The sequence below is a fragment of the Actinospineispora eucalypti genome, from assembly GCF_039543365.1.
In the GTDB taxonomy this organism is placed as follows: Bacteria; Actinomycetota; Actinomycetes; order Mycobacteriales; family Pseudonocardiaceae; genus Pseudonocardia; species Pseudonocardia eucalypti.
Map to the genome: position 1 here is coordinate 1 of NZ_BAABJP010000044.1, position 20,742 is coordinate 20,742.

At 73.1% G+C, this 20,742-nt stretch carries 20 protein-coding genes and 1 pseudogene; 5 read left to right on the plus strand and 16 right to left on the minus strand.

The annotated features are described in order from the left end of the window. From ABEB12_RS33300 to ABEB12_RS42285, 5 genes and pseudogenes are all read right to left on the minus strand, one after another. Positions 1-202 (minus strand): annotated as a pseudogene (locus ABEB12_RS33300) (sulfate adenylyltransferase subunit CysD); the annotation flags it as partial. Between the two features lie 58 nt (positions 203-260). Further along, positions 261-962 (minus strand): phosphoadenylyl-sulfate reductase, encoded by a 702-nt coding sequence (locus tag ABEB12_RS33305; RefSeq protein ID WP_185059963.1) that lies wholly within the window; start codon positions 960-962, stop codon positions 261-263. Then, positions 959-1,120 (minus strand): Insertion element protein, encoded by a 162-nt coding sequence (locus ABEB12_RS33310; RefSeq protein WP_185059964.1) that lies wholly within the window; start codon positions 1,118-1,120, stop codon positions 959-961. Before ABEB12_RS33310 ends, ABEB12_RS33305 begins: the two co-directional genes overlap by 4 nt. Next, positions 1,117-2,829 carry a nitrite/sulfite reductase gene (locus ABEB12_RS33315; protein ID WP_185059965.1) on the minus strand — a complete coding sequence of 571 codons (1,713 nt, stop codon included), beginning with the start codon at positions 2,827-2,829 and terminating at the stop codon, positions 1,117-1,119. Before ABEB12_RS33315 ends, ABEB12_RS33310 begins: the two co-directional genes overlap by 4 nt. Positions 2,830-2,945: 116 nt before the next feature. Continuing rightward, the gene (locus tag ABEB12_RS42285) at positions 2,946-3,107 is read right to left on the minus strand and encodes a putative leader peptide (protein WP_425572300.1); all 162 of its coding nucleotides are present in this window, start codon (positions 3,105-3,107) and stop codon (positions 2,946-2,948) included. 141 nt (positions 3,108-3,248) lie between these two features. Here ABEB12_RS42285 and ABEB12_RS33320 point away from each other — a divergent pair, with 141 nt between their 5' ends. Together ABEB12_RS33320 and hemW are read left to right on the plus strand one after the other, a co-directional pair. Next, the gene (locus ABEB12_RS33320) at positions 3,249-3,734 is read left to right on the plus strand and encodes a DUF2867 domain-containing protein (RefSeq protein ID WP_221497614.1); all 486 of its coding nucleotides are present in this window, start codon (positions 3,249-3,251) and stop codon (positions 3,732-3,734) included. A gap of 5 nt (positions 3,735-3,739) precedes the next feature. Then, positions 3,740-4,954 carry a radical SAM family heme chaperone HemW gene (hemW, locus tag ABEB12_RS33325; RefSeq protein ID WP_185059967.1) on the plus strand — a complete coding sequence of 405 codons (1,215 nt, stop codon included), beginning with the start codon at positions 3,740-3,742 and terminating at the stop codon, positions 4,952-4,954. Between the two features lie 105 nt (positions 4,955-5,059). Here the strand turns inward: hemW and ABEB12_RS33330 are convergent, their stop codons facing one another. Beyond that, positions 5,060-5,965: a LysR substrate-binding domain-containing protein gene (locus tag ABEB12_RS33330; RefSeq protein WP_185059968.1), complete on the minus strand. Its 906-nt coding sequence runs from the start codon at positions 5,963-5,965 to the stop codon at positions 5,060-5,062. A 75-nt stretch (positions 5,966-6,040) separates the two neighbouring features. Here ABEB12_RS33330 and ABEB12_RS33335 point away from each other — a divergent pair, with 75 nt between their 5' ends. After that, positions 6,041-7,432 carry an MFS transporter gene (locus ABEB12_RS33335; RefSeq protein ID WP_345703361.1) on the plus strand — a complete coding sequence of 464 codons (1,392 nt, stop codon included), beginning with the start codon at positions 6,041-6,043 and terminating at the stop codon, positions 7,430-7,432. A gap of 55 nt (positions 7,433-7,487) precedes the next feature. Here ABEB12_RS33335 and ABEB12_RS33340 read toward each other — a convergent pair whose 3' ends face one another. Continuing rightward, complete coding sequence (locus tag ABEB12_RS33340; RefSeq protein ID WP_185059969.1) at positions 7,488-9,647, minus strand: BUD32 family EKC/KEOPS complex subunit; 2,160 nt, start codon at positions 9,645-9,647, stop codon at positions 7,488-7,490. 57 nt (positions 9,648-9,704) lie between these two features. Continuing rightward, entirely contained in the window at positions 9,705-10,625 is a 921-nt protein-coding gene (locus tag ABEB12_RS33345; protein ID WP_185059970.1) for a sucrase ferredoxin, read from the minus strand. A 364-nt stretch (positions 10,626-10,989) separates the two neighbouring features. Between ABEB12_RS33345 and ABEB12_RS33350 the strand changes: the two genes are divergently transcribed. After that, entirely contained in the window at positions 10,990-12,141 is a 1,152-nt protein-coding gene (locus ABEB12_RS33350) for a JmjC domain-containing protein (protein ID WP_185059971.1), read from the plus strand. A gap of 23 nt (positions 12,142-12,164) precedes the next feature. Next, positions 12,165-12,311 (plus strand): hypothetical protein, encoded by a 147-nt coding sequence (locus ABEB12_RS33355; protein ID WP_185059972.1) that lies wholly within the window; start codon positions 12,165-12,167, stop codon positions 12,309-12,311. Between the two features lie 235 nt (positions 12,312-12,546). Here ABEB12_RS33355 and ABEB12_RS33360 read toward each other — a convergent pair whose 3' ends face one another. The 8 genes from ABEB12_RS33360 to ABEB12_RS33395 form a co-directional block, all read right to left on the minus strand. Continuing rightward, the gene (locus tag ABEB12_RS33360; RefSeq protein ID WP_185059973.1) at positions 12,547-13,527 is read right to left on the minus strand and encodes a substrate-binding domain-containing protein; all 981 of its coding nucleotides are present in this window, start codon (positions 13,525-13,527) and stop codon (positions 12,547-12,549) included. Next, positions 13,524-14,555 carry an ABC transporter permease gene (locus ABEB12_RS33365; protein ID WP_345703362.1) on the minus strand — a complete coding sequence of 344 codons (1,032 nt, stop codon included), beginning with the start codon at positions 14,553-14,555 and terminating at the stop codon, positions 13,524-13,526. The genes ABEB12_RS33360 and ABEB12_RS33365 overlap by 4 nt, the downstream gene beginning before the upstream one ends. Beyond that, a complete protein-coding gene (locus tag ABEB12_RS33370) occupies positions 14,552-15,316 on the minus strand; it encodes an ATP-binding cassette domain-containing protein (protein WP_185059974.1) in 765 nt (254 codons plus the stop codon). Before ABEB12_RS33370 ends, ABEB12_RS33365 begins: the two co-directional genes overlap by 4 nt. Before the next feature lie 31 nt (positions 15,317-15,347). Further along, entirely contained in the window at positions 15,348-16,259 is a 912-nt protein-coding gene (locus ABEB12_RS33375; RefSeq protein ID WP_185059975.1) for a tagatose-bisphosphate aldolase, read from the minus strand. Continuing rightward, positions 16,256-17,758, minus strand: a complete 1,503-nt coding sequence (locus ABEB12_RS33380; RefSeq protein WP_185059976.1) for an FGGY family carbohydrate kinase — start codon at positions 17,756-17,758, stop codon at positions 16,256-16,258. The genes ABEB12_RS33375 and ABEB12_RS33380 overlap by 4 nt, the downstream gene beginning before the upstream one ends. After that, complete coding sequence (locus ABEB12_RS33385; RefSeq protein WP_185059977.1) at positions 17,755-18,741, minus strand: substrate-binding domain-containing protein; 987 nt, start codon at positions 18,739-18,741, stop codon at positions 17,755-17,757. Before ABEB12_RS33385 ends, ABEB12_RS33380 begins: the two co-directional genes overlap by 4 nt. Beyond that, entirely contained in the window at positions 18,738-19,709 is a 972-nt protein-coding gene (locus tag ABEB12_RS33390; protein ID WP_185059978.1) for a PfkB family carbohydrate kinase, read from the minus strand. The genes ABEB12_RS33385 and ABEB12_RS33390 overlap by 4 nt, the downstream gene beginning before the upstream one ends. A 104-nt stretch (positions 19,710-19,813) precedes the next feature. Beyond that, positions 19,814-20,395 (minus strand): AAA family ATPase, encoded by a 582-nt coding sequence (locus ABEB12_RS33395; RefSeq protein WP_185059979.1) that lies wholly within the window; start codon positions 20,393-20,395, stop codon positions 19,814-19,816. Positions 20,396-20,742 lie beyond the last annotated feature (347 nt).

Here is a 20,742-nt window from a genome sequence, read left to right on the forward strand (position 1 = left end):
GCAGCAGGGAGAACGGCACCGGCGCCGGCGCGAACGCCTTCACCGCCAGGTGCACCAGCAGGGTGGAGTCCTTGCCCCCGGAGAACAGGATCACCGGCCGGTCGAACTCGCCGGCCACCTCGCGGAAGATGTGAATGGCCTCGGACTCCAGGGCGTCCAGCGCATCGAACGCCCGGACCTCCGTCAGCGCGGGCGCTGTCATTGTTCCACCTTCTTGGCGGCCAGTTGGGTACCGGGCGCTCCTGCCGGAGCCGTGGTACTCACTGGTGCAACCCGCACTCGGTCTTGGCCCGGCCGGCCCACCGGCCGGCCCGCTTGTCCTCACCGGGCAGGGGCTTGCGGGTGCAGGGCGCGCAGCCGATGGACGGGTATCCGGCGTCGACCAGCGGGTTCACCAGGATCCCGTGGTCGGCGATGTAGCGGTCCATGTCCTCGTCGCTCCACGCGGCCAGCGGGTTGATCTTGACCAGCTCGAACTTCTCGTCGTAGGTGATCAGCGGGGTGTTCGCCCGGGTCGGCGCCTCCACGCGGCGCACGCCGGTCACCCAGGCGTCGTAGCGGGCCAGGGTGCGCTGCAGCGGGACCACCTTGCGCAGGAAGCAGCAGCGGTCCGGCTCGCGGGCGAACAGGTCCTTGCCCTCGGCGGCGTCCTGCTCGGCCACCGTCCGGTCGGCGGTGGCGTTGACGATCCGCACGTCGTAGACCGTCTCCACCGCGTCCCGGGTGCCGATGGTCTCGGCGAAGTGGTAGCCGGTCTCCAGGAACAGCACGTCCACCCCGGGCCTGGCCCGTGCGGCCAGCTCGACCAACACCGCGTCCTGCATGTTGGACGCGACGATGAACCGGTCGCCGAAGGTGGCCGCCGTCCAGTCCAGGAGCTCCTCGGCTCCTGCGTCCGGGCCGAGCTCGGCCGCGCCCCGCTCGGCCAGCGAGCGCAGGTCCTCCTTGACGGACACACTCATTGTGTTGTCGCCCCCTTCAGGACTCCGACTCCGATCAGCTTCACCGCGAAGGTCCGCAGGCAGCTGGCGCAACGCCACGCACCGTGTGGTTCTTCCACCGGGCGCAGGTCCTCGTCGCCGCAGTACGGGCAGTAGAACGGCACGGCTCTCTCGCTCATGCGAGATCAGCCTCGTCGGCGCGGGCCACCCACTGGGCGAACCGCTCGCCGGCGTCCCGCTGCTTGACGTAGTTGCGCACCACGCGGTCCACGTAGTCGCCCAGCTCGGACGAGGTGACCTTCAACCCGCGCAGCTTGCGGCCGAACCCGGCGTCCAGGCCCAGCCCGCCACCCAGGTGCACCTGGAAACCGGGCACCTGGTCGCCGTCGGCGGTGGTGACGATCTGGCCCTTCAGCCCGATGTCGGCGGTCTGGGTGCGGGCGCAGGCGTTGGGGCAGCCGTTCAGGTGGATGGTGATCGGCTGGTCCAGGTCGGCCTCCACGGACAGGTCTGCCAGCCGTTGTTCCAGCTCGGAGACCAGGTCGATCGCCCGCTGCTTGGTCTCCACGATGGCCAGCTTGCAGAACTCGATGCCGGTGCAGGCCATGGTGTTGCGCCGCCACGGAGACGGCGTGGAGTGCAGGCCCAGTTCGGCCAGCTCGGTCTGCAGCGAGCCCAGCTTGTCGTCCGGCACGTCCAGCACCAGCAGGTTCTGCTGCACGGTGGTGCGCACCCGGCGGGAGCCGGCCCGCTCCACCGCGTCCGCCACCTTGATCAGCGTGGTGCCGGAGACCCGGCCGACGGTGGGCGCGAAGCCGACGTAGTTCAGCCCGTCCCGCTGCTTGTGCACGCCGATGTGGTCGCGCGGGCCGTCCGGGATGGGCGGCGCCGGGCCGTCGACCAGCTTGCGCTTGAGGTACTCGTCCTCCAGCACCTGGCGGAAGCGCTCCGCGCCCCAGTCGGCGATCAGGAACTTGATCCGCGCGCGGTGCCGCAGCCGGCGGTAGCCGTAGTCGCGGAACAGCCCGGTGACCCCGGCCCACACCTCGGCCACCTCGTCCAGCGGCACCCAGGCGTCCAGCCGGACGCCCAGCTTCGGGTTGGTGGAAAGCCCGCCGCCCACCCACAGGTCGAAGCCGGGGCCGTGCTCCGGGTGCACCGAGCCGATGAACGCGATGTCGTTGATCTCGTGCACCACGTCCTGGATCGGCGAACCGGAGATCGCCGACTTGAACTTGCGGGGCAGGTTGGAGAACTCTTTGCTGCCCAGGTAGCGGTCGGTGATCTCCTGGATGGCCGAAGTGCCGTCGACGATCTCGTCGGCGGCGATGCCGGCCACCGGCGAGCCGAGCACCACCCGGGGGCAGTCGCCGCAGGCCTCCAGCGTGGTCAGGCCCACCGCCTCCAGCTTCTGCCAGATCGTGGGTACGTCCTCGACCTCGATCCAGTGGTACTGCACGTTCTGCCGGTCGGTGATGTCGGCGGTGTCGCGCGCGTAGTCCCGGGACACCTCGCCGACCACCCGCAGCTGCTCGGTGGTCAGCGCCCCGGAGTCGATGCGCACCCGCATCATGAAGTAGCGGTCGTCCAGCTCCTCCGGCTCCAGCGAGCCGGTGCGGCCGCCGTCGATGCCCGGCTTGCGCTGGGTGTAGAGACCCATCCAGCGGAACCGTCCGCGCAGGTCACCCGGGTCGATCGAGTCGAAACCCCGGTGCGCGTAGATGTTCTCGATGCGCGCCCGCACGTTGAGCGGGTCGTCGTCGCGCTTGCTGCGCTCGTTCGGGTTCAGCGGCTCGCGGTAGCCGAGTGCCCACTGGCCCTCGCCCCGCTTGCGTTTCGGGGCGGCGGGACGGCGAGGGGTGGCGGTGGCCGTCTGCGTCGGGGCCATGCGATCAGTCCTCCAGGTTGCGGCGGGTATGCGCGGCGACCTGGTCTGGCGAGAGGCGCAGACGTGCGGCGGCCGGCTACCCGGCCGGGATCACTCGTGGTGGGATTCGGCGCGGGTCAGGCGGCGCTACGGCACATCGCGCTGGAGACGCGCTGGAAATCGACGTGGCGACGGGCCACGAGTCGCATGTTCAGCGCGCAGGACACCATGTCATGGTGCCATCGCACGAGGCGGTTTGCCAGCGACGACCGTGATGTTGGGAGGGTTGTCACAGGCATTTGGAAACCGAGATCAATTCACCGCGGTCCCTTTTCTGTCTAAGTTGATAGAAATTGTCAAATTAATCGGAACGGGCGTGACGGCTTCCATTCGGTACCGTATGGTGGGCTACCGTACGGTACCGAATGGAGGGTTCGGGGATGGTGCACAGCGAACACCCGCGCGCGGCCGAGACCGCGGTGCCGGATACGCCGCTGCTGGCCTCGGCGCTGGCCAGGGTGGACTGGTCGGACGCGCACGCCGTGGAGTGCCGGCCCGGCCAGCCGGCCGACCCCCAGGCGTGGGCGGACGCGGTGTTCCGGGACCCGCCCCAATGGGTGGCCGCGCTGCTCGGGCTGCGCGAGTCGCTGGTCGGGCTGGTGGGCATCGCGCGCGGCGGGTCGTCCTCCTTCGACACCCTGGCCCGGAGCGAGCGTGAGGTGCTGCTGGGCACCGACGAGCGGCACCTGGACTTCCGCGCCTCGGTGCTGCGGGAGGCCGACCGGGTGGTGCTGAGCACCGTGGTGACCCTGCACAACGCGCGGGGCCGGGCGTACTTCGCGCTGGTCCGGCCGGTCCATCCGGTGATCGTGCGGGCGATGCTGCGCCGGGCGGCGCGGCGGCTGACGGCACACGGGCACAATTGACGGCGATGACCCTGGAACTCTCGCCCGCCCCGCCGCTACCGGCCGAGCTGCCGGCGTCCGCGCTGCGCGGGCTCGGCGAGCGGCCGTTCGGCGTGTACGTGCACGTCCCGTTCTGCGCGGTGCGCTGCGGGTACTGCGACTTCAACACCTACACGCCGTCCGAGCTGGCCGGGTCCGGTGCCTCGCCGGACGGGTGGCTGGCCGCGTTGCGCGCGGAGCTGGAGCTGGCGGCTTCGGTGCTGGGCCGGCCGCCGCGCGCGGACACGGTGTTCGTCGGCGGCGGCACCCCGTCGCTGCTCGGCGCCGCCGGGTTGGCCGACGTGCTGGCGGCGGTGCGGGGGACGTTCGGCCTGGCCGAGGGGGCCGAGGTGACCACCGAGGCCAACCCCGAGTCCACCTCGCCGGAGTTCTTCGCCGGCATTGCCTCGGCCGGGTACACCCGGGTGTCCCTGGGCATGCAGTCGGCCGCACCGGGCGTGCTCGCCGTGCTGGACCGCCGGCACACCCCCGGCCGGCCGCTGGCCGCCGCCCGTGAGGCGCGCGACTCGGGGATCGACCAGGTCAGCCTGGACCTGATCTACGGAACGCCCGGTGAGACCGACGACGACCTGCGGCGCTCGCTGGACGAGGTGCTGGCCGCCGGGGTGGACCACGTCTCGGCGTACGCCCTGATCGTGGAGGACGGCACCGCGCTGGCCCGGAAGATCCGCCGGGGCGAGCTGGCCGCCCCGGACGACGACGTCTCCGCCGACCGCTACGAGCTGCTCGACGGCACGCTCCGCGCCGCCGGCCTGGACTGGTACGAGGTGTCCAACTGGGCGCGCTCCCCGGACACCCGCTGCCGGCACAACCTGGGTTACTGGCGGGACGGCGACTGGTGGGGTGCCGGCCCCGGGGCGCACAGCCACGTCGGTGGCGTGCGCTGGTGGAACGTCAAGCACCCGGCCCGCTACGCGGCCCTGCTGGACGCCGGCGCGTCACCCGCCGCCGGCCGCGAGGAGCTGACCGAGCCCGAGCGCTACCAGGAGCGGGTGATGCTCCGCCTTCGCCTGGCCGAGGGCCTGCCGGTGGAAATGCTGGACGCCCCGGCTCGCGCGGCGGCCGCCCGCGCCGCCACCGACGGCCTGCTCGCCCCCGACGCCCTCACCGCCGGCCGAGCGGTCTTGACCCCCCAGGGCCGCCTCCTAGCCGACGCCGTAGTCCGTGCCCTCCTGCCCTAACCCCACCCCCTCCCGATTCAGTGCCTTCAGCAGCCTGATTCAGTGGTTTCAGCAGCCTGATTCAGTCAACGGTGTTGACTGAATCACCGTGCTGAAGGCACTGAATCAGGTTTGGGGGGTGGGGGCGCGGGCGAGTTCGAGCAGGGTTGCTCGGAGCCAGCGGTGGGCCGGGTCGGTGTCTGAGCGCAGGTGCCAGGCCATTTCGATGCGGTTCGGGGGCAGGTCCAGCGGGATCTCCAGTACGGCCAGGGGCATCGACCGGGCTGCCCGCCGGGCGAACGGCTCGGGGACCAGGGCGAGCGCGTCCAGCTCGCCGGCCAGGAAACACGCCGCGCTCGCCGTTGGCACGGTGGCCAGCACGGTGCGCCGGTGGCCCAGCTCGGCCAGCAGCTCGTCGACCACGCTGCGTTCCCGGCCACGCCGGGACACGGTGAGGTGCGGCAGCGCGGCGAACCGCTCGACGGTCAGGGGTTCCCCGGCGAACGGGGCGTCCGCCCTGGCCACCGCCGCGTAGCGGTGCTCGGACAGCGGCTGGCTGCGCACGTCGTGCGGCAGCTCGGGCTGCACGCCGACGTCCAGGTCCACCCGGTCGCGCAGCTCGGTGGGCAGCTCCTCGCCCTCGGGGACGATGCGCAACCGGATGCCGGGCGCCTGCGTGGCCGCCCGGGCGGTGAGCGCGCCGCCCAGCACGACGGCCATCGCGTCGTTGGCGCGGATGACGAACCGCCGGGAGATGCTGGCGATGTCGGTCGGCTGTGGTGGTTGCAGGGCGGCGAGCGCGCCGGCCGTGGCGGCCTCGACGCTTGCGCGCAGGCTCAGTGCGCGCGGGGTGAGGGCGAGCCCCCGGCCGCTGGGCACCAGCAGCGGGTCGCCCATCACCCGGCGGAGCCGGCGCAACGTGCGGCTCATCGCCGAGGGTGACACGTGCATCGCCTCGGCGGCCTCGGACACGCTCTCGGTGCGGAGCAGCGCGTCGAGCGCGGGCAAGAGGTTCAGGTCCGGCAGCTGCACTATTGCACCGTACGCAATGCTCACTGAACAAAGCGGAACTGGTGCGCATCAATTCCGTCGTTCAGGCTGGGTGACGTGGAAATCGATACCCGCGCCGGGCTGGATGCCCGGCAACGCAACACCGCGCTGCTCGTCGCGGGGTGCTTCTTCATGGAGATGCTGGACGGCACCATCGTGACCACCGCCGCACCGGCGCTCGGCGCCTCGCTCGGCGTCGCGCCCACGGCGGTCGGGCTGGTGATCACCGCCTACCTGTTGACCCTCGCCGTGTTCATCCCGCTGAGCGGCTGGCTGACCGCCAGGTTCGGCCCCCGGCGGGTCTTCCTCACCGCGATCGCGCTGTTCACCCTGGCCTCGGTGGGCTGCGCGGCCAGTACCAACCTCACCGAACTGGTCGCGCTGCGGGTGCTGCAGGGCCTGGGCGGGGCGCTCATGGTGCCGGTGGGGCGGCTGGTGGTGCTGGCCCGCACGGCCAAACCGGACATTCCCCGGGTGATCTCGTACATCGTCTGGCCGGGACTGCTCGCGCCGGTGGTCGCCCCGGTGCTCGGCGGCGTGATCACCACGTACTGGAGCTGGCACTGGTTGTTCCTGATCAACATTCCGCTGGGCGCACTGGCCTTCGCGGTGGCCTGGCGCCTGGTCCGCGACGACCGGGCGGGCGCGGCGGTTCCGCCGCTGGACTGGGCCGGCGTGGCCCTCACCTGCCTCGGGCTGGGCGGGCTCACCTATGCGGCGCACCTGGTCTCCGAGTCGGTCGGGGGCTGGCCGGCGGTGGCGGCGACCGGCGCGGGCTCGCTGGCCCTGCTCGGGCTGGCGGCCCGGCACCTGCTGCGCACCGAACACCCGCTGCTGGACCTGCGCGCGCTGCGGGTGGCCACGCTGCGGGCGTCGGTGGTCGGCGGCTCGCTGTACTGGATCGTGGTCGGCGCGGTGCCGTTCCTGCTCACGCTGATGTTCCAGGACGCGTTCGGGTGGAGCCCGGTGCGCTCGGGCGCGGTCGTGCTGTTCGTGTTCGTGGGCAACATCGCGATCAAGCCGGCGACCACGTACCTGCTGAACCGCTTCGGGCTGCGGGCGCTGCTGATCGGGTCGACGGCGGCGATGACCGCCACCGTGGCCGGTTGCGGCTTCCTCACCGGGGCCACTCCGCTCGCGGTGATCGCGGCGGTGGTGCTGGCCAGCGGGGTCGCCCGCTCGGTGGGCCTGACCGGGTACACCACCATCGCCTTCGCGGACATCCCGCCCGCGCACATGCGGCAGGCCAACACGCTCTCCGCGACGGCCACCCAGGTGGCCACCGGGCTGGGCGTCGCCGCCGCCACCGTCGCCCTGCGGATCGGCGAACTGGTCCCCGGCGACGCCTACCGGGTGGCGTTCCTGCTGCTCTCGCTGGTCACCGTGGCCGCGATGGTCGGTGCGCTGCGGTTGGGGCGCACCGCCGGGGATGCCGTCCGGACCCGCTGACCCGTGAGTGATTTGTGTGGCTACAGCCACACAAATCACTCACGGGTCACCCGCGTCAGCGGTGACAAATGGCGGCGGGTTTGGCCGAGGAGTGCCGCTGCTCCGGCTGGAGGACCTGCAGAGTGATCACCGGGTCCGGGATCGGGGAGCTGGCCGGGTCCCAGGGCCGCTCCACCTCCAGTTGGGTGCGCCCCTCGGCAATCTTCTGCGTGTTCACCGTGCCGGCGCCGATGTCCCCGGTCCAGCCGTACGCGATGGTGCCCGACTTGCCGTTGGTGGTGATCACTCCGATCAGGGTGCAGCTCGGCCCGGCCCACCGGGTGCGCAGCGCCACCGAGGTGATCTGCAGCTCGGACGGCCCGTCGTCGGACCGGCCGAGCAGCATGTACAGGTCGGCCAGGGTGGCCACCACGGCGACGGCGACCAGTACCCGCAGCGTCTTCACGTACCGGCGGGACCCGAGCCACGGCTCGCGCGGCTTGGTCGCGGATTCCGGAGGTGTGGTCGCGCGCTCGGGCGGGGCGGTGGCGCGTTGTTTGTCCTTGTCCCACGTGTCCCAGGTGTTCCACGGGCTGCCGGTGGGGACCGTCGACTCGGGGTTGCGGGTGGACGCCGCCCGCTTCGGGTTGCGCCCGGGGGGGAGCGGGGGTGGCGGCAACGGCCGCCGGGTCGGGGGGCTGGCCATCGGGCGGGGCGGCGTGATGGGCAGCACCGGGATCGCCTCGGTGGGCGGCTCGGGCTCGGTGTCCGTCTCGCCGGCGGTCTCGGGCTCGGGCCCGGTCCGCCGGGCCGGGGTCTCCCTGGGCGGCGGCTGGTCCAGCAGACCGGGCGGCACCAGCGTCGGCATGTCCGGCGTGACCTTGACGCCCTCGTCCCGGCCGGTGTTTCGGGCGGGTTCGGTGGTGGGCGTCGAGGTCGGGTCCGGCTCGGCCTCCGGCGGTGCGCCCGGGTCGGCCTCGGAGCTGGCCTCGGCTGCTTCCGGGTCCGGGCGGGCCCATTCCGACACGGGTTGCGGCGCGGTGGTCCCGGTCGGTGGCCCGGCCGCCGTCGGTTCGGCCGGGGTTGGTGCCGACCCGGTCGCCGACGTTCCGTCGGCCGGAATGGGTGTCGAGCCGGGCGGGATGGGTGTCGAGCCGGGCGCCGATGTCCCCTCGGCCGGGATTGGTGTCGACCCGGGTGTCGGCGTCCCCTCGGCCGGCGGCGTGGCCCACGCGGCCGGCGTTGGCGCGGCCGGCGGGGCCGCCCATGCCGCCGGAGTTGCCGGTGGCGCGGGCGTGTGCGCCGAAGCGGGCGCGGCGGGAGTCACGGCCGGATCCGGCGAGCCGCCGGGACCGGCGAGTTCCGGTGCGCCGGGCGGTGCCGTCGGGCCTGGGGTGCCGGGCGGCGTGGGGGGGACCGGCCGCCCGGCCGCGGCCGGTTCCGGGGGCGCGGGAACGTCCGAGGGCGCGGCCGGTGCCGCCGGTCCGCCGGGCGCGAGCGCGGCCGGGGTGGCCTTGGGGCGGGGCTTGCGGCGGGGTTCGGGCGGGTCCTCGGCCAGCCGGGCGAGCAGGTCGCGGCGCTCCTCGCCGTGCAGCTCGCGGAGGTGGTCCATGGCGGCGTGCAGGCCCTGCGTGAGAGCCGCGTTGGCCGCCCTGGCCAGCGGCGCCGCCGCGACCACGTCGGCGCACCAGAACTCGGCGAGCAGCTCGGTGAGCCGGGTCCAGGCGCGGATGTCGCCGTTCGGCGTGGCGTCCTCGTCGGTGCCCCAGTCGGTGATCAGTGCGGCGCCGCCCCGGCCGATCAGCACCGACCGGGCGTCCAGCCGGCCGTGCGCCAGCCCGGCCTGGTGCACGTTGACCAGCGCGCTGGCCACGTCGGAGAGCAGCGCGGCCGCGTTGGCCGGCGTCCGGTGCTCGCCCTCGTCGAGCACGTCGTCCAGGGTCGGCTGCGCGGGCTCGGCGGTGACCAGCCAGTTGCGCCCGGCCTGTTGCACCAGCTCGGGCTGGGGCCGGTGCACCCCGACCAGGTTCAGCTCGGCCAGCCGCTCGATGGTGGGGCGCAGCACCTTGAGGTCCACCGCCGGGTGGACCAGCAGTAACCCGGCCGGCGCGCCCGCCGGGTCGATCGCCGGGAACCAGGTTCCGGCGCGGGTCGTGCGCAGCCGGGAACCCCGGTGGTAGTCACCGACCGTGGGGCCGGAGCGGGAGATCCGCTGCCCTGTGCTGGAAGCCTTCATTGCCTGCTAGACGATACGTGTCGACGAAGATCGGGACCAGCGCTGGACCCCCCTTGATCAGACGGGCAGCGCGGTCTGCACGTCGAGCACCTCGAACCGGTGCGGCCGGGCCTCTCCGGAGCAGACCGAGTGCCCCTGCACGCCCAGCGGGAACCGGCGCACGAGCACCCGGTACGCGCCGCCGAGGACGGTGTTGACCTCCACCTCGGCCCGGTCCTCGCCGATCTCCCGGGGGCCGAGGGCGAGCACCTCGTCCAGCCCGGTGAGGCCGGTGCGTTCGCGCACGGCGATCTCGGCGACCTGGGCGAACGGGTCGGTGCCCACCCGGCCGCGCAGGTTGGCCAGGCTGATCCGCCCGGCCCCGGCCAGCTCGGCCACCGGCAGCGCGGTCGCCGGGGTGAGCTGCCCGTACATGAACCCGTGCGGCGCGACGAGCAGGTTGCCGGCCCACCGGTCGCCGCCGAAGTGCGTGCACTGCCAGGTCTGCTCCGGGTACAGGGCGCCCAGCGTGTCGGCGACCGGCCGGCCGAGCATCGCGCAGCAGGCGTCCTTGCGGCCGTGCGTGCAGACCAGCAGCAGCGGCCCGGTGACCGGCTCGCCGAAGCCGCCGGTGCCGGTGGCGATCCGCACCGGGTCCAGGTCGGCAAGATCGCGGTACGAGTCGATCTGGAAGCGCTCCAGCCAGCGCTGACCTGGCCGGCACCCGCCCACGTAGACCGTCGGACGGTCCGGCGCGCGGTTCCGGCCGGGCTTGCGGATGATCAGCGCACGCAGCCCGAGGCCCACGTGCAGGCGGTCCATGCGCTCCGGCGCGCCGGGGCCGAAACACTCGGTGAGAACGCGTTCGCGCACGTCAACCGGCCAGGTCCCGGCGTGCTCAATGAGCAGCACCGAGCCGATCCGGGACGCGGTGCCGATCGGCAGCTCGCCGAGCTGGCGGGCCAGCGCGGCGCAGTGCGGCAACTTGGTCGTACTCACCTGAATAAGGGTAGCCTAACTAATCCTGAAGATCCTCGGGGGGCGGCAAATGTCCCCTTGACGGGGTCACCGGCCACCTGGTCAGGTTAATAACGGCCTGGTTTCCGGGCTTCTCGTGATCGACCGTTTCGGTGATGTCGGGGCTTGGGAAGGAGGTGGAACCATGGCTGACCAGGACGCGCTGCTCCTCGGTATCGAGGAGGACCGGGTCGTTGCCCGCCGGGAGACAAACGGGGACAACGACGGCGGTGACCGTAGCTCGGACTTCGTCTGAGCAGCAGTGAAGTGAACTGATGAGGCCGTCTCGCCGGGGACACGTGATGGCCCCGGCGAGGCGGGCTCGCGGACCGTAGGAAGCGAGCGCATGCCGTCTCTGTTCACCGAGAGATTCGTCACCGAGGTCGGGGCCGACTTCGTGACCGACCGGCTCGGCCAGGATTTCGTCCGGGCCAGCCTGGGCGCCGAGGCGGTGGCCGACCTGCTGCCGTGGTCGGCGTTGAACCACATCCTGAGCACCCATCAGCTGAGCGCCCCCCGATTGCGGCTGTTCCGGGACGGCACACAGGTGCCGGTGGCCCGGTACACCCGGGACGAGGCGCTCCTGCCCGACGCGCTGTACGCCGAGCTGCGCGACGGGGCCAGCTTGGTGCTGGACTCGATCGACCGGATCCACCCGCCGATCGCGGCCGCCGCCGACGACCTGATGCGGCTGGTCCGTGAGCTGGTGCAGGTCAACCTGTACCTGGTCTGGGGTAGTCATCAGGGTTTTGCTACCCACTGGGACGACCACGACACGGTGATTGTGCAACTGGCCGGCAGCAAGGGGTGGACGGTGCACGGCCCGGGGCGGCCCTACCCGATGAAGGTGGACAACGACCACGGCCACGAGCCGCCGGAAACCGTGGTGTGGCGCGGCGAGCTGCGGCCGGGCGACGTGATCCACGTGCCGCGCGGCTGGTGGCACGCGGTCCGGGGGACCGGCGAGATGAGCATGCACCTGACCTTCGGGTTCACCCGCCGCACCGGCATCGACTGGGCGAACTGGCTGGTCGAACGGCTCTACGACGAGGAACCCTTCCGGAAGGACCTGCCCCGGTTCGGCACCCCCGAAGCGCGCGCGACCCACGCCGAGGAGCTGGCCCGCACCCTGGCCAAGGTGATCGCGGACCACTCGCCGGACGACTACCTGGCCACCCGCGACCGCCGCTTCCCACGCCGCCCGGAGATCAACCTGCCCTGGCCGGTGGACGGCGCCGAACCGCCCGACGACGCGATCGTGGAGCTCACCGCCCTGTTGCCGCCGACGCTGGAGACCGGCCCGAACCAGGTGGCGCTCACCGTGGCCGGCAAGACCTTCCGTTTCGCCGCCGCGATGCGCCCGATGATCGAAACCCTGATCGCGCAACGTACCGTCGAGGTCTCCCGCCTCCGCGAAACCAGCGCCCTACCCCCGGCCACCTTCGCCACCGCGTTGCGCCTGCTCACCCAACAACACCTCGCTGTACTGAAGCTATAACACGGTCGGTCATACTGGCCGCTATGCCTGAGGTCGAGGTCTACCTGCCGGACGAGCTCTACCGCGAGGCACTCGAAGCGGGACTCCCGCTTTCCGCTCTAGCCCAGGAGGCCGTCGAGCGAGCCCTCCGGGACGGCGAGCCGCCGGAACGTGTTTCGCCGATGAGCTGATCGTCTTGCGCATGCGGGTGGCCATGACCGCCACTGATAGCGATCACCTCCACCACGGGCGCCGTGCACCCGGCGGGTACCAGCGACGGCTAGCCGCACCATTGGGCAACAGCCTCATCTCCGACGCTCAACCACCAGGAGCGACGATCACCCCGCGAGTCGGCGTTCTCAGCACGCTGGGTGGTGCTAGACGTGCCAACTCATGGTGCTGAGAGTGCCGACTCGCGGGGTGGGGTCAGCAGCTGGACTTGTAGAGGGCGGACTGGCCTTCGGGCTTGTCCACGTTGTCCCTTGTCACGATCGTGAAGCCGGTCTGGATCTTGGCGGTGACCGGCTGGTTGTTCAGGGCGGCCAGGGCCTGCTTGATGCCTTCCTCGCCGATTTTGCCGGGTTGCTGGGCCACCAGGGCCTGGACCGTGCCGTCGCGCAGGGCCTTGACCTGGTCCGGGCCGGCGTCGAAGCCGACGATCTTGACCTGGTCCTGCTTGCCGGCCTGGCGCACTCCGGTGGCCGAGCCCTCGGCGGAGAACAGGTTGGTGGCGAACACGCCGACGATGTCCGGGTCCTTCTGCAGCGCGGCGGTGACGATCTGCGCGGCCTTCTGCGGCTCGTTCATCGAGTACTGCACGCCCAGGTCGGTGTAGCGGGGGTCGGCCTTGACCGCGTCCTGGAAGCCCTTGGCCCGGGCGTCGGTGGTGCTCACCCCGGGCTGCACGCTGACCACCAGCACCTTGCCGCCGTTCGGGGCCAGCTGCTTGATCGCGTCGAACGCCGCCTTCCCGCCGCCCTCGTTGTCCGAGGCGATGGCCGACGCGGCGACGGACGGGTCGCGCAGCGTGGTGTCCACCAGGACCACCTTGATGCCCTGCTGGGTGGCCTGTTCGATCGGTTTCTGCATGGCGGAGACGTCGGTCGGGGCGATCAGGATGGCCTCGGGCCGCGACGAGACCACCGACTGCAGCACCGGGGTCTGCATGGTCGGGTCGAACTTCTGCCCGCCCTGGGTGGTCAGCGTCGCGCCGGCGGCCTTGGCGGCGGACTGCGCGGCGCAGTCCATGGTGATGTAGAACGCGTCGCCGGCCACCCCCTGCACAAAGGCCAGCCGGTGCGCCCCGGCCCCGCCGCTACCCCCGCCGGAGCCGCCGGACCCGCAGGCGGCGGTGAAACCGAGCGCGAGCACGGCAACGGCTGACAACACTGTCTTGTGCCGGATCATGAACTTTCCTTCCTGAGTCCCAACTGGGTCAAAAGAGAGGTGCGGGTCGAGGTGCCTCGCTGCGCGGCGGCCCGCCGCGCCTGGTCCACGTAGACGGCGGCGATCAGCACCGCGCCGACCACCACCTGTTGCCAGAACGGCTGTACGCCGAGGATGACGAACCCGTTCTGCAGCGTGGACGGGATGAACAGCCCGACCACCGTGCCGAACACCGAACCCACCCCGCCGAACAGGCTGGTGCCGCCGATCACCACGCCGGCGATCACGTTCAGGTTGGTGTTGCTCTGCCCGGCGATCGTGGTGGACTGGAAGAACGACAGGTTGAGGATGCCGGCGAAGCCGGCGAGCAGCCCGGCCAGCGCGTACACCTTGATCAGGTGCCGGTCCACCTTCACCCCGACCCGGCGGCCCGCCTCCGGGTTGGACCCGATGGCGAACGTGTACAGGCCGAACCGGGTGTGGTGCAGCAGCACGATGCCTAGGGCCACCACGAGCAGCGCGATCACCGACAGGTTGGGCACCTGGCCGACCAGGTTGCCGAAGCCGATCGTGTCCACCAGCACCTCGGGGGCGTCCCGCAGGTCCAGGCCGCCGGTGATGATCTGCGCGATGCCCAGCGCGGCGCCCAGGGTGCCCAGGGTGACGATCAGCGGTGGCACCTTGGCCCTGGCCACCAGCACCCCGTTCACCAGCCCGCAGGCCAGCCCGGTCAGGCAGGCCACCACCGCGCCCAGCAGTGCAACCCCCCAGCCCTGCCCGCCGGCCGCCGCCATGGACTTGGCCGCGAGCACGCCGGAGAGCACCAGCACGCTGCCCACCGACAGGTCGATGCCGCCGGTGACGATCACGAACGTCATGCCGACGCCCAGCACGGCCAGGATGGAGGTGTTCACCACGATGCCGCGCATGTTGAACCCGGACAGGAACGCCTGCGGGGCCAGCACGCTGAACACGATCACGATGAACAACAGGATCAGCACGATCTGCAGCGCCTGCAGCCGGGCCAGGCGAGCCCACCGGGCCTTCACTTCTCGGCTCCGTTGCTGCCGTCCAGGGCCCCGGTCATCGCGCCGACCAGCTCCTCCATGGTGGTGTCGGCGGCCCGGTAGCTGGCCACCCTGCTGCCCCGGCGCATCACGTGCACCCGGTCGGAGACCTCCAGCACGTGCGGCATGGAGTGGCTGATGAAAACCACGCCGATGCCGTTGTCCCGCACCCGGCGGATCAGGTCCAGCACGTTGCGGGTCTGCACCACGCCCAGCGCGGCGGTCGGCTCGTCCAGGAAGATCACCTTGCTGGCCCACGCGGCGGCGCGGGCCACCGCGACGCCCTGCCGCTGCCCGCCGGACATCGAGCCGATCGGCCCGGCCAGGTCGAGCACCGTCGCGCCGAGGTCGTCGAACGCCTTGCGGCTGCCGTCCCGCATGGCCGCGTTGTCCATGAAGCCCAGCCGGCCGAGCAGCCCGGGCCGCATGATCTCCCGGCCCAGGTACATGTTCCGCACCGGATCCAGGTGCGGCGCCAACGCCAGGTCCTGGAACACCGTCTCGATACCCAGCTCGCGGGCGTCGGTGGGCGAGCCGAAGCGCACCCGGTTCCCCTCGAAGAAGATCTCCCCGCCGTCCGGGGACTCGCTGCCGGAGAGCAGCTTCACCACGGTGCTCTTGCCCGCCCCGTTGTCCCCGATCAGCGCGACCACCTCGCCGGCGTCCACGTCGAAGTCCGCCCCGGCCAGCGCCCGCACGTGCCCGTACTCGCGGACCAGGCCGCGCGCCTCGAGCAGCTTCATTGCCGCCCCCTCTCCGTTTTGAGATCGCGGCCTAACGTGCCTTGGTCCACGGCGTGGCCCGGCCGGAAACCGCCGCCAGGCAGTCGTCCAGCCGCCGCCGCGCGGTGCCGTCCAGGAACTCGGCCCTGGCCGGTCCGTCCAGCCCGACCGCCTCCTTCCACAGCGCCCGGCCGGCGATGAACCCGGCCGCGCCGCCCTCGTCGCAGCTCACCCGGAGCACCCGGGAGAACTCCTCGAACGGCACGCCGGCCGACAGCACCGCCCATGGCCGCCGCACCGCCTCGGCGATCCGCCGGCAGCCGGCGGGTGACCCCGGGTACTCCAGCTTCAGCAGGTCCGGGCCGATCCCGTCCAGCAGCCGGGCGGACTCCACGATCGCGTCCTCCTTGGCGGCCGGGGTGAGCTCGTCCTCGCCGGGCAGCTGGTAGACCACGTTCTCCACCACCGATGGCAGCCCGACCTTGCGGCAGTCCTCGACCACCCTCTCGACGACCTCGAGCACCTCGGCCACCAGGTCCGGCTCGCCGGCCACCTTCGGCCGGTCCGGGCGCAGCTGCACCAGGAACTTCACCGCGTGCCCGCCCAGGTCGCGCACCCAGGCGGCGTCCCGCTCGGGCAGCCGGAACGCCCTCGGCTCGCCGTTGTGGTTGCCCCGCGAGGACGGCTCGGCGGCGATCAGCAGGCCGGTCCCGCCGGCCAGTGCGCCGGCCCCGCGCACGGCCGGCACCCCGATGTCCGGGTCCAGCAGCACCGCGCTGGCGGCGGGGGAGAGCGCGCGGATGACGTCCGCCTTCACCGCTCCCAGGGCTTCCTCGGTGGCCTCGCGTTCGACGGCGGCGAACATCCGGCGCAACGTGTTGCGCTGGTCCATGGCCACGATGGCGAACACTCCGTCCGGCCCGGCGATGCGGTCCAGGCCGGTGGTGGCGGATTCAGTGGTCAACGGTTGCCTCCTTGTTCTCCCGCGCGCGCCGAACTGGGCGCGCGCTCGGCCAGCGCGTTCCCGCGCTGCTCGGGGGTCAGGGTCAGAGCGTTGGTGCGGAGTGGTTCGGCGAAGTCGAGCAGCTCGCCGGGGGAGCCGGCGGCCGCCCAACCGGCGCACAGCGCGGCGCCGAACGCGCCCGGTTCGGCCAGCTCGGTGAAACGCACGCCGGGCAGCAGCCGCCGTTTGGTCTCCCGGACGCTGCGCATCCGGGTCCAGCCGCCCACCGCGACGGCCGCCCTCGGCGCGCCGACCACCGACGCCATGCCGTCCAGCAGCTCGCCGGTGACCTCGCCGGTGTGGGCCAGCGCGGCCGCCCACAGCGCGTCCGGGCCGGTGTCTCCGCCGGGTGTCGAACCGGGCGCCCGACCCGTGCCCCCGGCTCCGCCGGGGGCGTATCCGTCGAGCCGCACGTGGACCGCCTCGTCGCCCGGCCGGGCGCCGGTGAGCGTGACCCCGGAAGGGGTGACCGGACGCCACGCGTCGTCCAGCCGGGCGCGCCCGGCCGGGTCGTCGGCGCCGAGCAGCGCCAGTACCCGGCGCATCACCAGGCCGCCGCGCAGCCCGCCGATCAGCACCGATCGCCCGGCGATGACGTGCCGGCCGGCCTCGATGCCCCGGGACACCAGCGCCTCGCGCTGGTCGTCGGTCAGCTCGCCGGGCACCGCGCGCAGCACCACCTCGGCGGTGCCGCAGGAGTTGAGCAGGTCGTGCGGGCCCACCGCGCCGACGCCGAACGCGGCCACCGGGTGGTCGTGCCCGACCACGGTCACCACCGCGCCGCGCAGCCCCTCCGGCACACCTTCCGCGCCGACCCGGCCGGCGGAGTGGCCGGCGGGCAGCAGGGGCGGCAGCAGGTCTGAAGGGGCGTCGAGCAGGCGCAGGGCGGCCGGCCACGGCCGGCCGCCGGCCTGGTCCAGCAGCCCGGTCCGGGAGGCCAGCGACGGCTCGGTGACCTGGTCGGCGCCCAGCGCGTGCGCCAGGTACTCCGGCACGTTCAGCCACCGGCTGCCCGGCTTCATGCGCACGCCGGTGCCGCGCAGCCAGAGCAGCTTGCCGATCGTCCACTGGGGCAGCACGGGCAGGCCGGTGCGGCGGGGGAACTCGGCGCGCAGCTCCGGGTCCAGGGCGGCCAGCTCGGCCCGGCCGCGCTGGTCGAACCAGGCGATCACCGGGCTCACCGGGGCGCCGGAAGGGCCCAGCAGCACGCCGCTCTCCGCGAACCCCGCGATGCCCAGGCCGAGCGCGCGCACCCGGGCACCCAGCCGGTCGCGCGCGGCGTCCAGCGCGTCCGCCACCGCGCCGAGCAGGTCGCCGAGCAGCGCGTCCGCCGTGGTCTCCACCCGGGTGGTCCAGCTGGTCGGCCGGCCGGCGAAGCCGACCTGGGCGCCGTCGGGCGTGATGACCAGCGCCTTCGTCTCCGTGGTGCCGAGGTCCACCCCCACCAGCACGCCGGTCACGCGGGCACCTCGCCGGAGCCGCGGGGGATCAGCCGCAGCGGCGCGGTGATCACCTCGGTGGGCAGCGGGCGGCCGGCGATGCGGTCCATCAGGCGCGCGGCGGCCAGCCGGCCGACCACCTCCGGCGCATGGTCGATGACGGTCACCCCGGGGGTCAGCGAGTCGGCCAGCGGCAGGTCGCCGAAGGCCACGAAGCCGACGTCCAGCCGGCCCAGCCGGTGCAGCACCGGCAACACCCGCATGGAGCTGCGGGTGGACGGGGAGAAGATCGCGGTCGGCGGCCGCCGCGACGCCAGCAGGTCGGCCGTGGCGTGCACGATCTCGTCCCGGTCCGGGCTGCTGGCCACCAGGAACTCCTCGGTGATGCCGGCCTCGTGCAGCGCGGCCCGGTAGCCGGCCAGCCGGCGGCGCAGCGTGTCCAGCTCCGGCTCGTGCCCGACGAACGCGATCCGCCGGTGCCCGTGGTCGACCAGGTGCCGCACGGCGGCGTGCGCCCCGCCGTGGTCGTCGACCACCACCGAGTCGGCCTCCATGCCGGTGGCCCGGCGGTCCACGAAGACCACCGGGCAGCTCAGCCCGGCCAGGTGGGCGTGGTCGCCAGAGATCGGCGCGACGATCAGGCCGGCCACCCGGCGCTGGGCCATCCGCTCCAGCACCTCCCGCTCGTGCTCCTGGTCGCGGTTGGTGCTGGCGATCATCACGGTGATCCCCTTGGGCAGGGCGATCCGCTCGATCTGCCCGGCCACGCTGGCGAAGAACGGGTCGGCCACCGAGTCCACCACCACGCCGATGGTGTCGTCGGTGCCCCGGCGCAGCGAACGGGCCAGCGGGTCCGGCTGGTAGCCCAGATCCAGCACCGCGCGCCGCACCCGGTCCCTGGTCGCCTCGGACACCCGGGGGTCGCCGTTGATCACCCGCGACACGGTCTTCGGGCTGGTGGCGGCGGCCGCCGCCACGTCCCGCAGCCGTACCCTCGGGCTCACGTCACGGCCCCGGACGTCAAACCGGTGAGCAGCTCGGCCACCCGCTCCGGGTCCACCCCGCCGGCCAGCAGGACCTCGCAGGAGGCGCTGGCCGTGGCCACCCCGCGCAGCACGGCGGCCAGCCAGGCCGAGCGCTCGACGGTGCCGGAATCGGCCAGCGCCAGGGCCAGCCCGGCCACGAACGAGTCGCCGGCGCCCACCGCGCTGACCACGTCGACCTTCGGCGCCGGCACCCAGTCGGTGACGCCCTCGGCGTGGAACGCCACGCCGGCCACGCCGGCCGTGACCGCCGCCCGCCCGGCGCCCAGCTCGCACAGCCGCCGGGCGGCCTCGGCGGCCCTGGCTGCCACCTCGTCCTCGACGCCTACCAGCACCTCGCCGTTGCCGTCGCCCAGCGCGGCCTCGGCCTCCTCCAGGTTGGGGGTGACCAGGTCGGGGCGGCCGGCCAGGCTGGCCCGCAGCGGCCCGGGCGCGCTGTCCACCACCGTCGCCACGCCGGCCACCCGGGCCAGCTCGACCAGCTCCGCGTACCCGCCCACCGGCGCACCGGGCGGCAGGCTGCCCGAACACACCAGCAGCCCGCCCGCGTCGGCCAGCCGCCGGGACACCGCGTCCCGGTAGCGGGCCCAGCTCGGGCCGTCCAGCGTGCTGCCCGGCTCGTTCAGCACCGTGGTCCGGCCGGAGTCCTCCAGCATGATGACGGCCATCCGGGCGTGGCCGGGCGCCGGGACGCCGACCACGTCGGCGCCCTCCTCGGCGAGCAGCGCGAGCAGCCGCTCCCGGTCGTGCTCGGCGGTGAGCCCGACCAGGATGGCCGGCCGCCGGTAGGCGCGGGCCACCCGCGCCACGTTGACCCCCTTGCCGCCGGCCGTCACGGTGACCTCGCGCGCCCGGGCCACCGCGCCGGGGACCAGCTCGGCCAGCCGCTCGGTGCGGTCCAGGCAGAGGTTCGGCGTGGCGATGAGCATCAACGCTCCCAGTGGTCACAGCCCTGACATCGTTGTCACCATCGAGGAAGGTAAACGATGTCACGGACGGGTGCGGGGAGTCTCTCCGCACGTCAGGCCCGTTGTCAAGGGGTGGGCCATGGACCGTTCCCGACACGGGCACCGCCGGCCGCCAAACGGGCGGCGAGCCGGTCCGCCAGCCACTCGGTCGGCCTAGTCCCGTCCAGCTCGATGTGCTCCACCCGGGGTGGTTCGGCCGCCACGGCCAGGCGGGCCGGGTCGGCCAGCTTGCCCCGGTCCCGGCCGGCTCCCCGGGCCCGCATGCGGCGCAGCAGCTCGTCCGGCTCCACCCGCAGCCACACCAGCGCCGGGCGCCCCCCGGCGGCGCGCAGCCGGTCGCGGGTGGCGGCCCAGGCGGCGGGGTCGGACCGTTCACGGGTGAACGGGCCCACCGCGACCACCGGCCGCCCGACCCCCAGGTTGGCCACCGCCGTGGCCAGCACCGACTCGTAGCGGGCGGCCCGGGTGCGGTCGCGCAGCGCCGGGTCGTCCAGGTCGTCGGTGCCCACCAGCCCGGCGACGACCTCGGTGAGCGGCCCGGTGATCACGTCCTGGTCCAGCAGCGCCGCGCCCAACCGCCGGGCCAGCGCCGCGCCCAGGGTGGACTTCCCGCTCGCCGGTGCCCCGCTCACCAGCACCACCAGCACCACAGGAGTCCCTCCGCCACAAGGCCTGGTCACGACGGCCGGACGAACTATGGACGGCCCGTGCCGCCGCTCGCAAGAACGGGCAGTATTCACCCCCGCCGACCGCGAGTTCCCAGGCGGATGCGGAGACCTGGGGCGGCCGGTCCCCAGCTTGGACGGCGCAGTGTGATCGCCGATGTTCGTCGAGTGCTGGCTCAGTCCGCTCATTCCTTGATCGGAACCGGACTCAGCGCGCGCTCGGCGCGGGCGGCCGCCCGGCGCCGTCGGCCCGCCGTCTCAACTGTCCCATCCGGCACCCGAGGCCGCGGAGCGCGTCCGCGAGTTCTCAGATGCGCCCTGGGTGGAGG

Bases quoted from the DNA above. Each gene is read 5' to 3' on its own strand.
- ABEB12_RS33355 (WP_185059972.1), top strand. From the start codon at position 12,165: ATGCCTGAGGTCGAGGTCTACCTGCCGGACGAGCTCTACCGCGAGGCA.
- ABEB12_RS33305 (WP_185059963.1), bottom strand. From the start codon at position 962: ATGAGTGTGTCCGTCAAGGAGGACCTGCGCTCGCTGGCCGAGCGGGGC.
- hemW (WP_185059967.1), top strand. From the start codon at position 3,740: ATGACCCTGGAACTCTCGCCCGCCCCGCCGCTACCGGCCGAGCTGCCG.
- ABEB12_RS33320 (WP_221497614.1), top strand. From the start codon at position 3,249: ATGGTGCACAGCGAACACCCGCGCGCGGCCGAGACCGCGGTGCCGGAT.
- ABEB12_RS33340 (WP_185059969.1), bottom strand. From the start codon at position 9,647: ATGAAGGCTTCCAGCACAGGGCAGCGGATCTCCCGCTCCGGCCCCACG.
- ABEB12_RS33360 (WP_185059973.1), bottom strand. From the start codon at position 13,527: ATGATCCGGCACAAGACAGTGTTGTCAGCCGTTGCCGTGCTCGCGCTC.
- ABEB12_RS33310 (WP_185059964.1), bottom strand. From the start codon at position 1,120: ATGAGCGAGAGAGCCGTGCCGTTCTACTGCCCGTACTGCGGCGACGAG.
- ABEB12_RS33390 (WP_185059978.1), bottom strand. From the start codon at position 19,709: ATGCTCATCGCCACGCCGAACCTCTGCCTGGACCGCACCGAGCGGCTG.
- ABEB12_RS33350 (WP_185059971.1), top strand. From the start codon at position 10,990: ATGCCGTCTCTGTTCACCGAGAGATTCGTCACCGAGGTCGGGGCCGAC.
- ABEB12_RS42285 (WP_425572300.1), bottom strand. From the start codon at position 3,107: ATGCCTGTGACAACCCTCCCAACATCACGGTCGTCGCTGGCAAACCGC.
- ABEB12_RS33370 (WP_185059974.1), bottom strand. From the start codon at position 15,316: ATGAAGCTGCTCGAGGCGCGCGGCCTGGTCCGCGAGTACGGGCACGTG.
- ABEB12_RS33315 (WP_185059965.1), bottom strand. From the start codon at position 2,829: ATGGCCCCGACGCAGACGGCCACCGCCACCCCTCGCCGTCCCGCCGCC.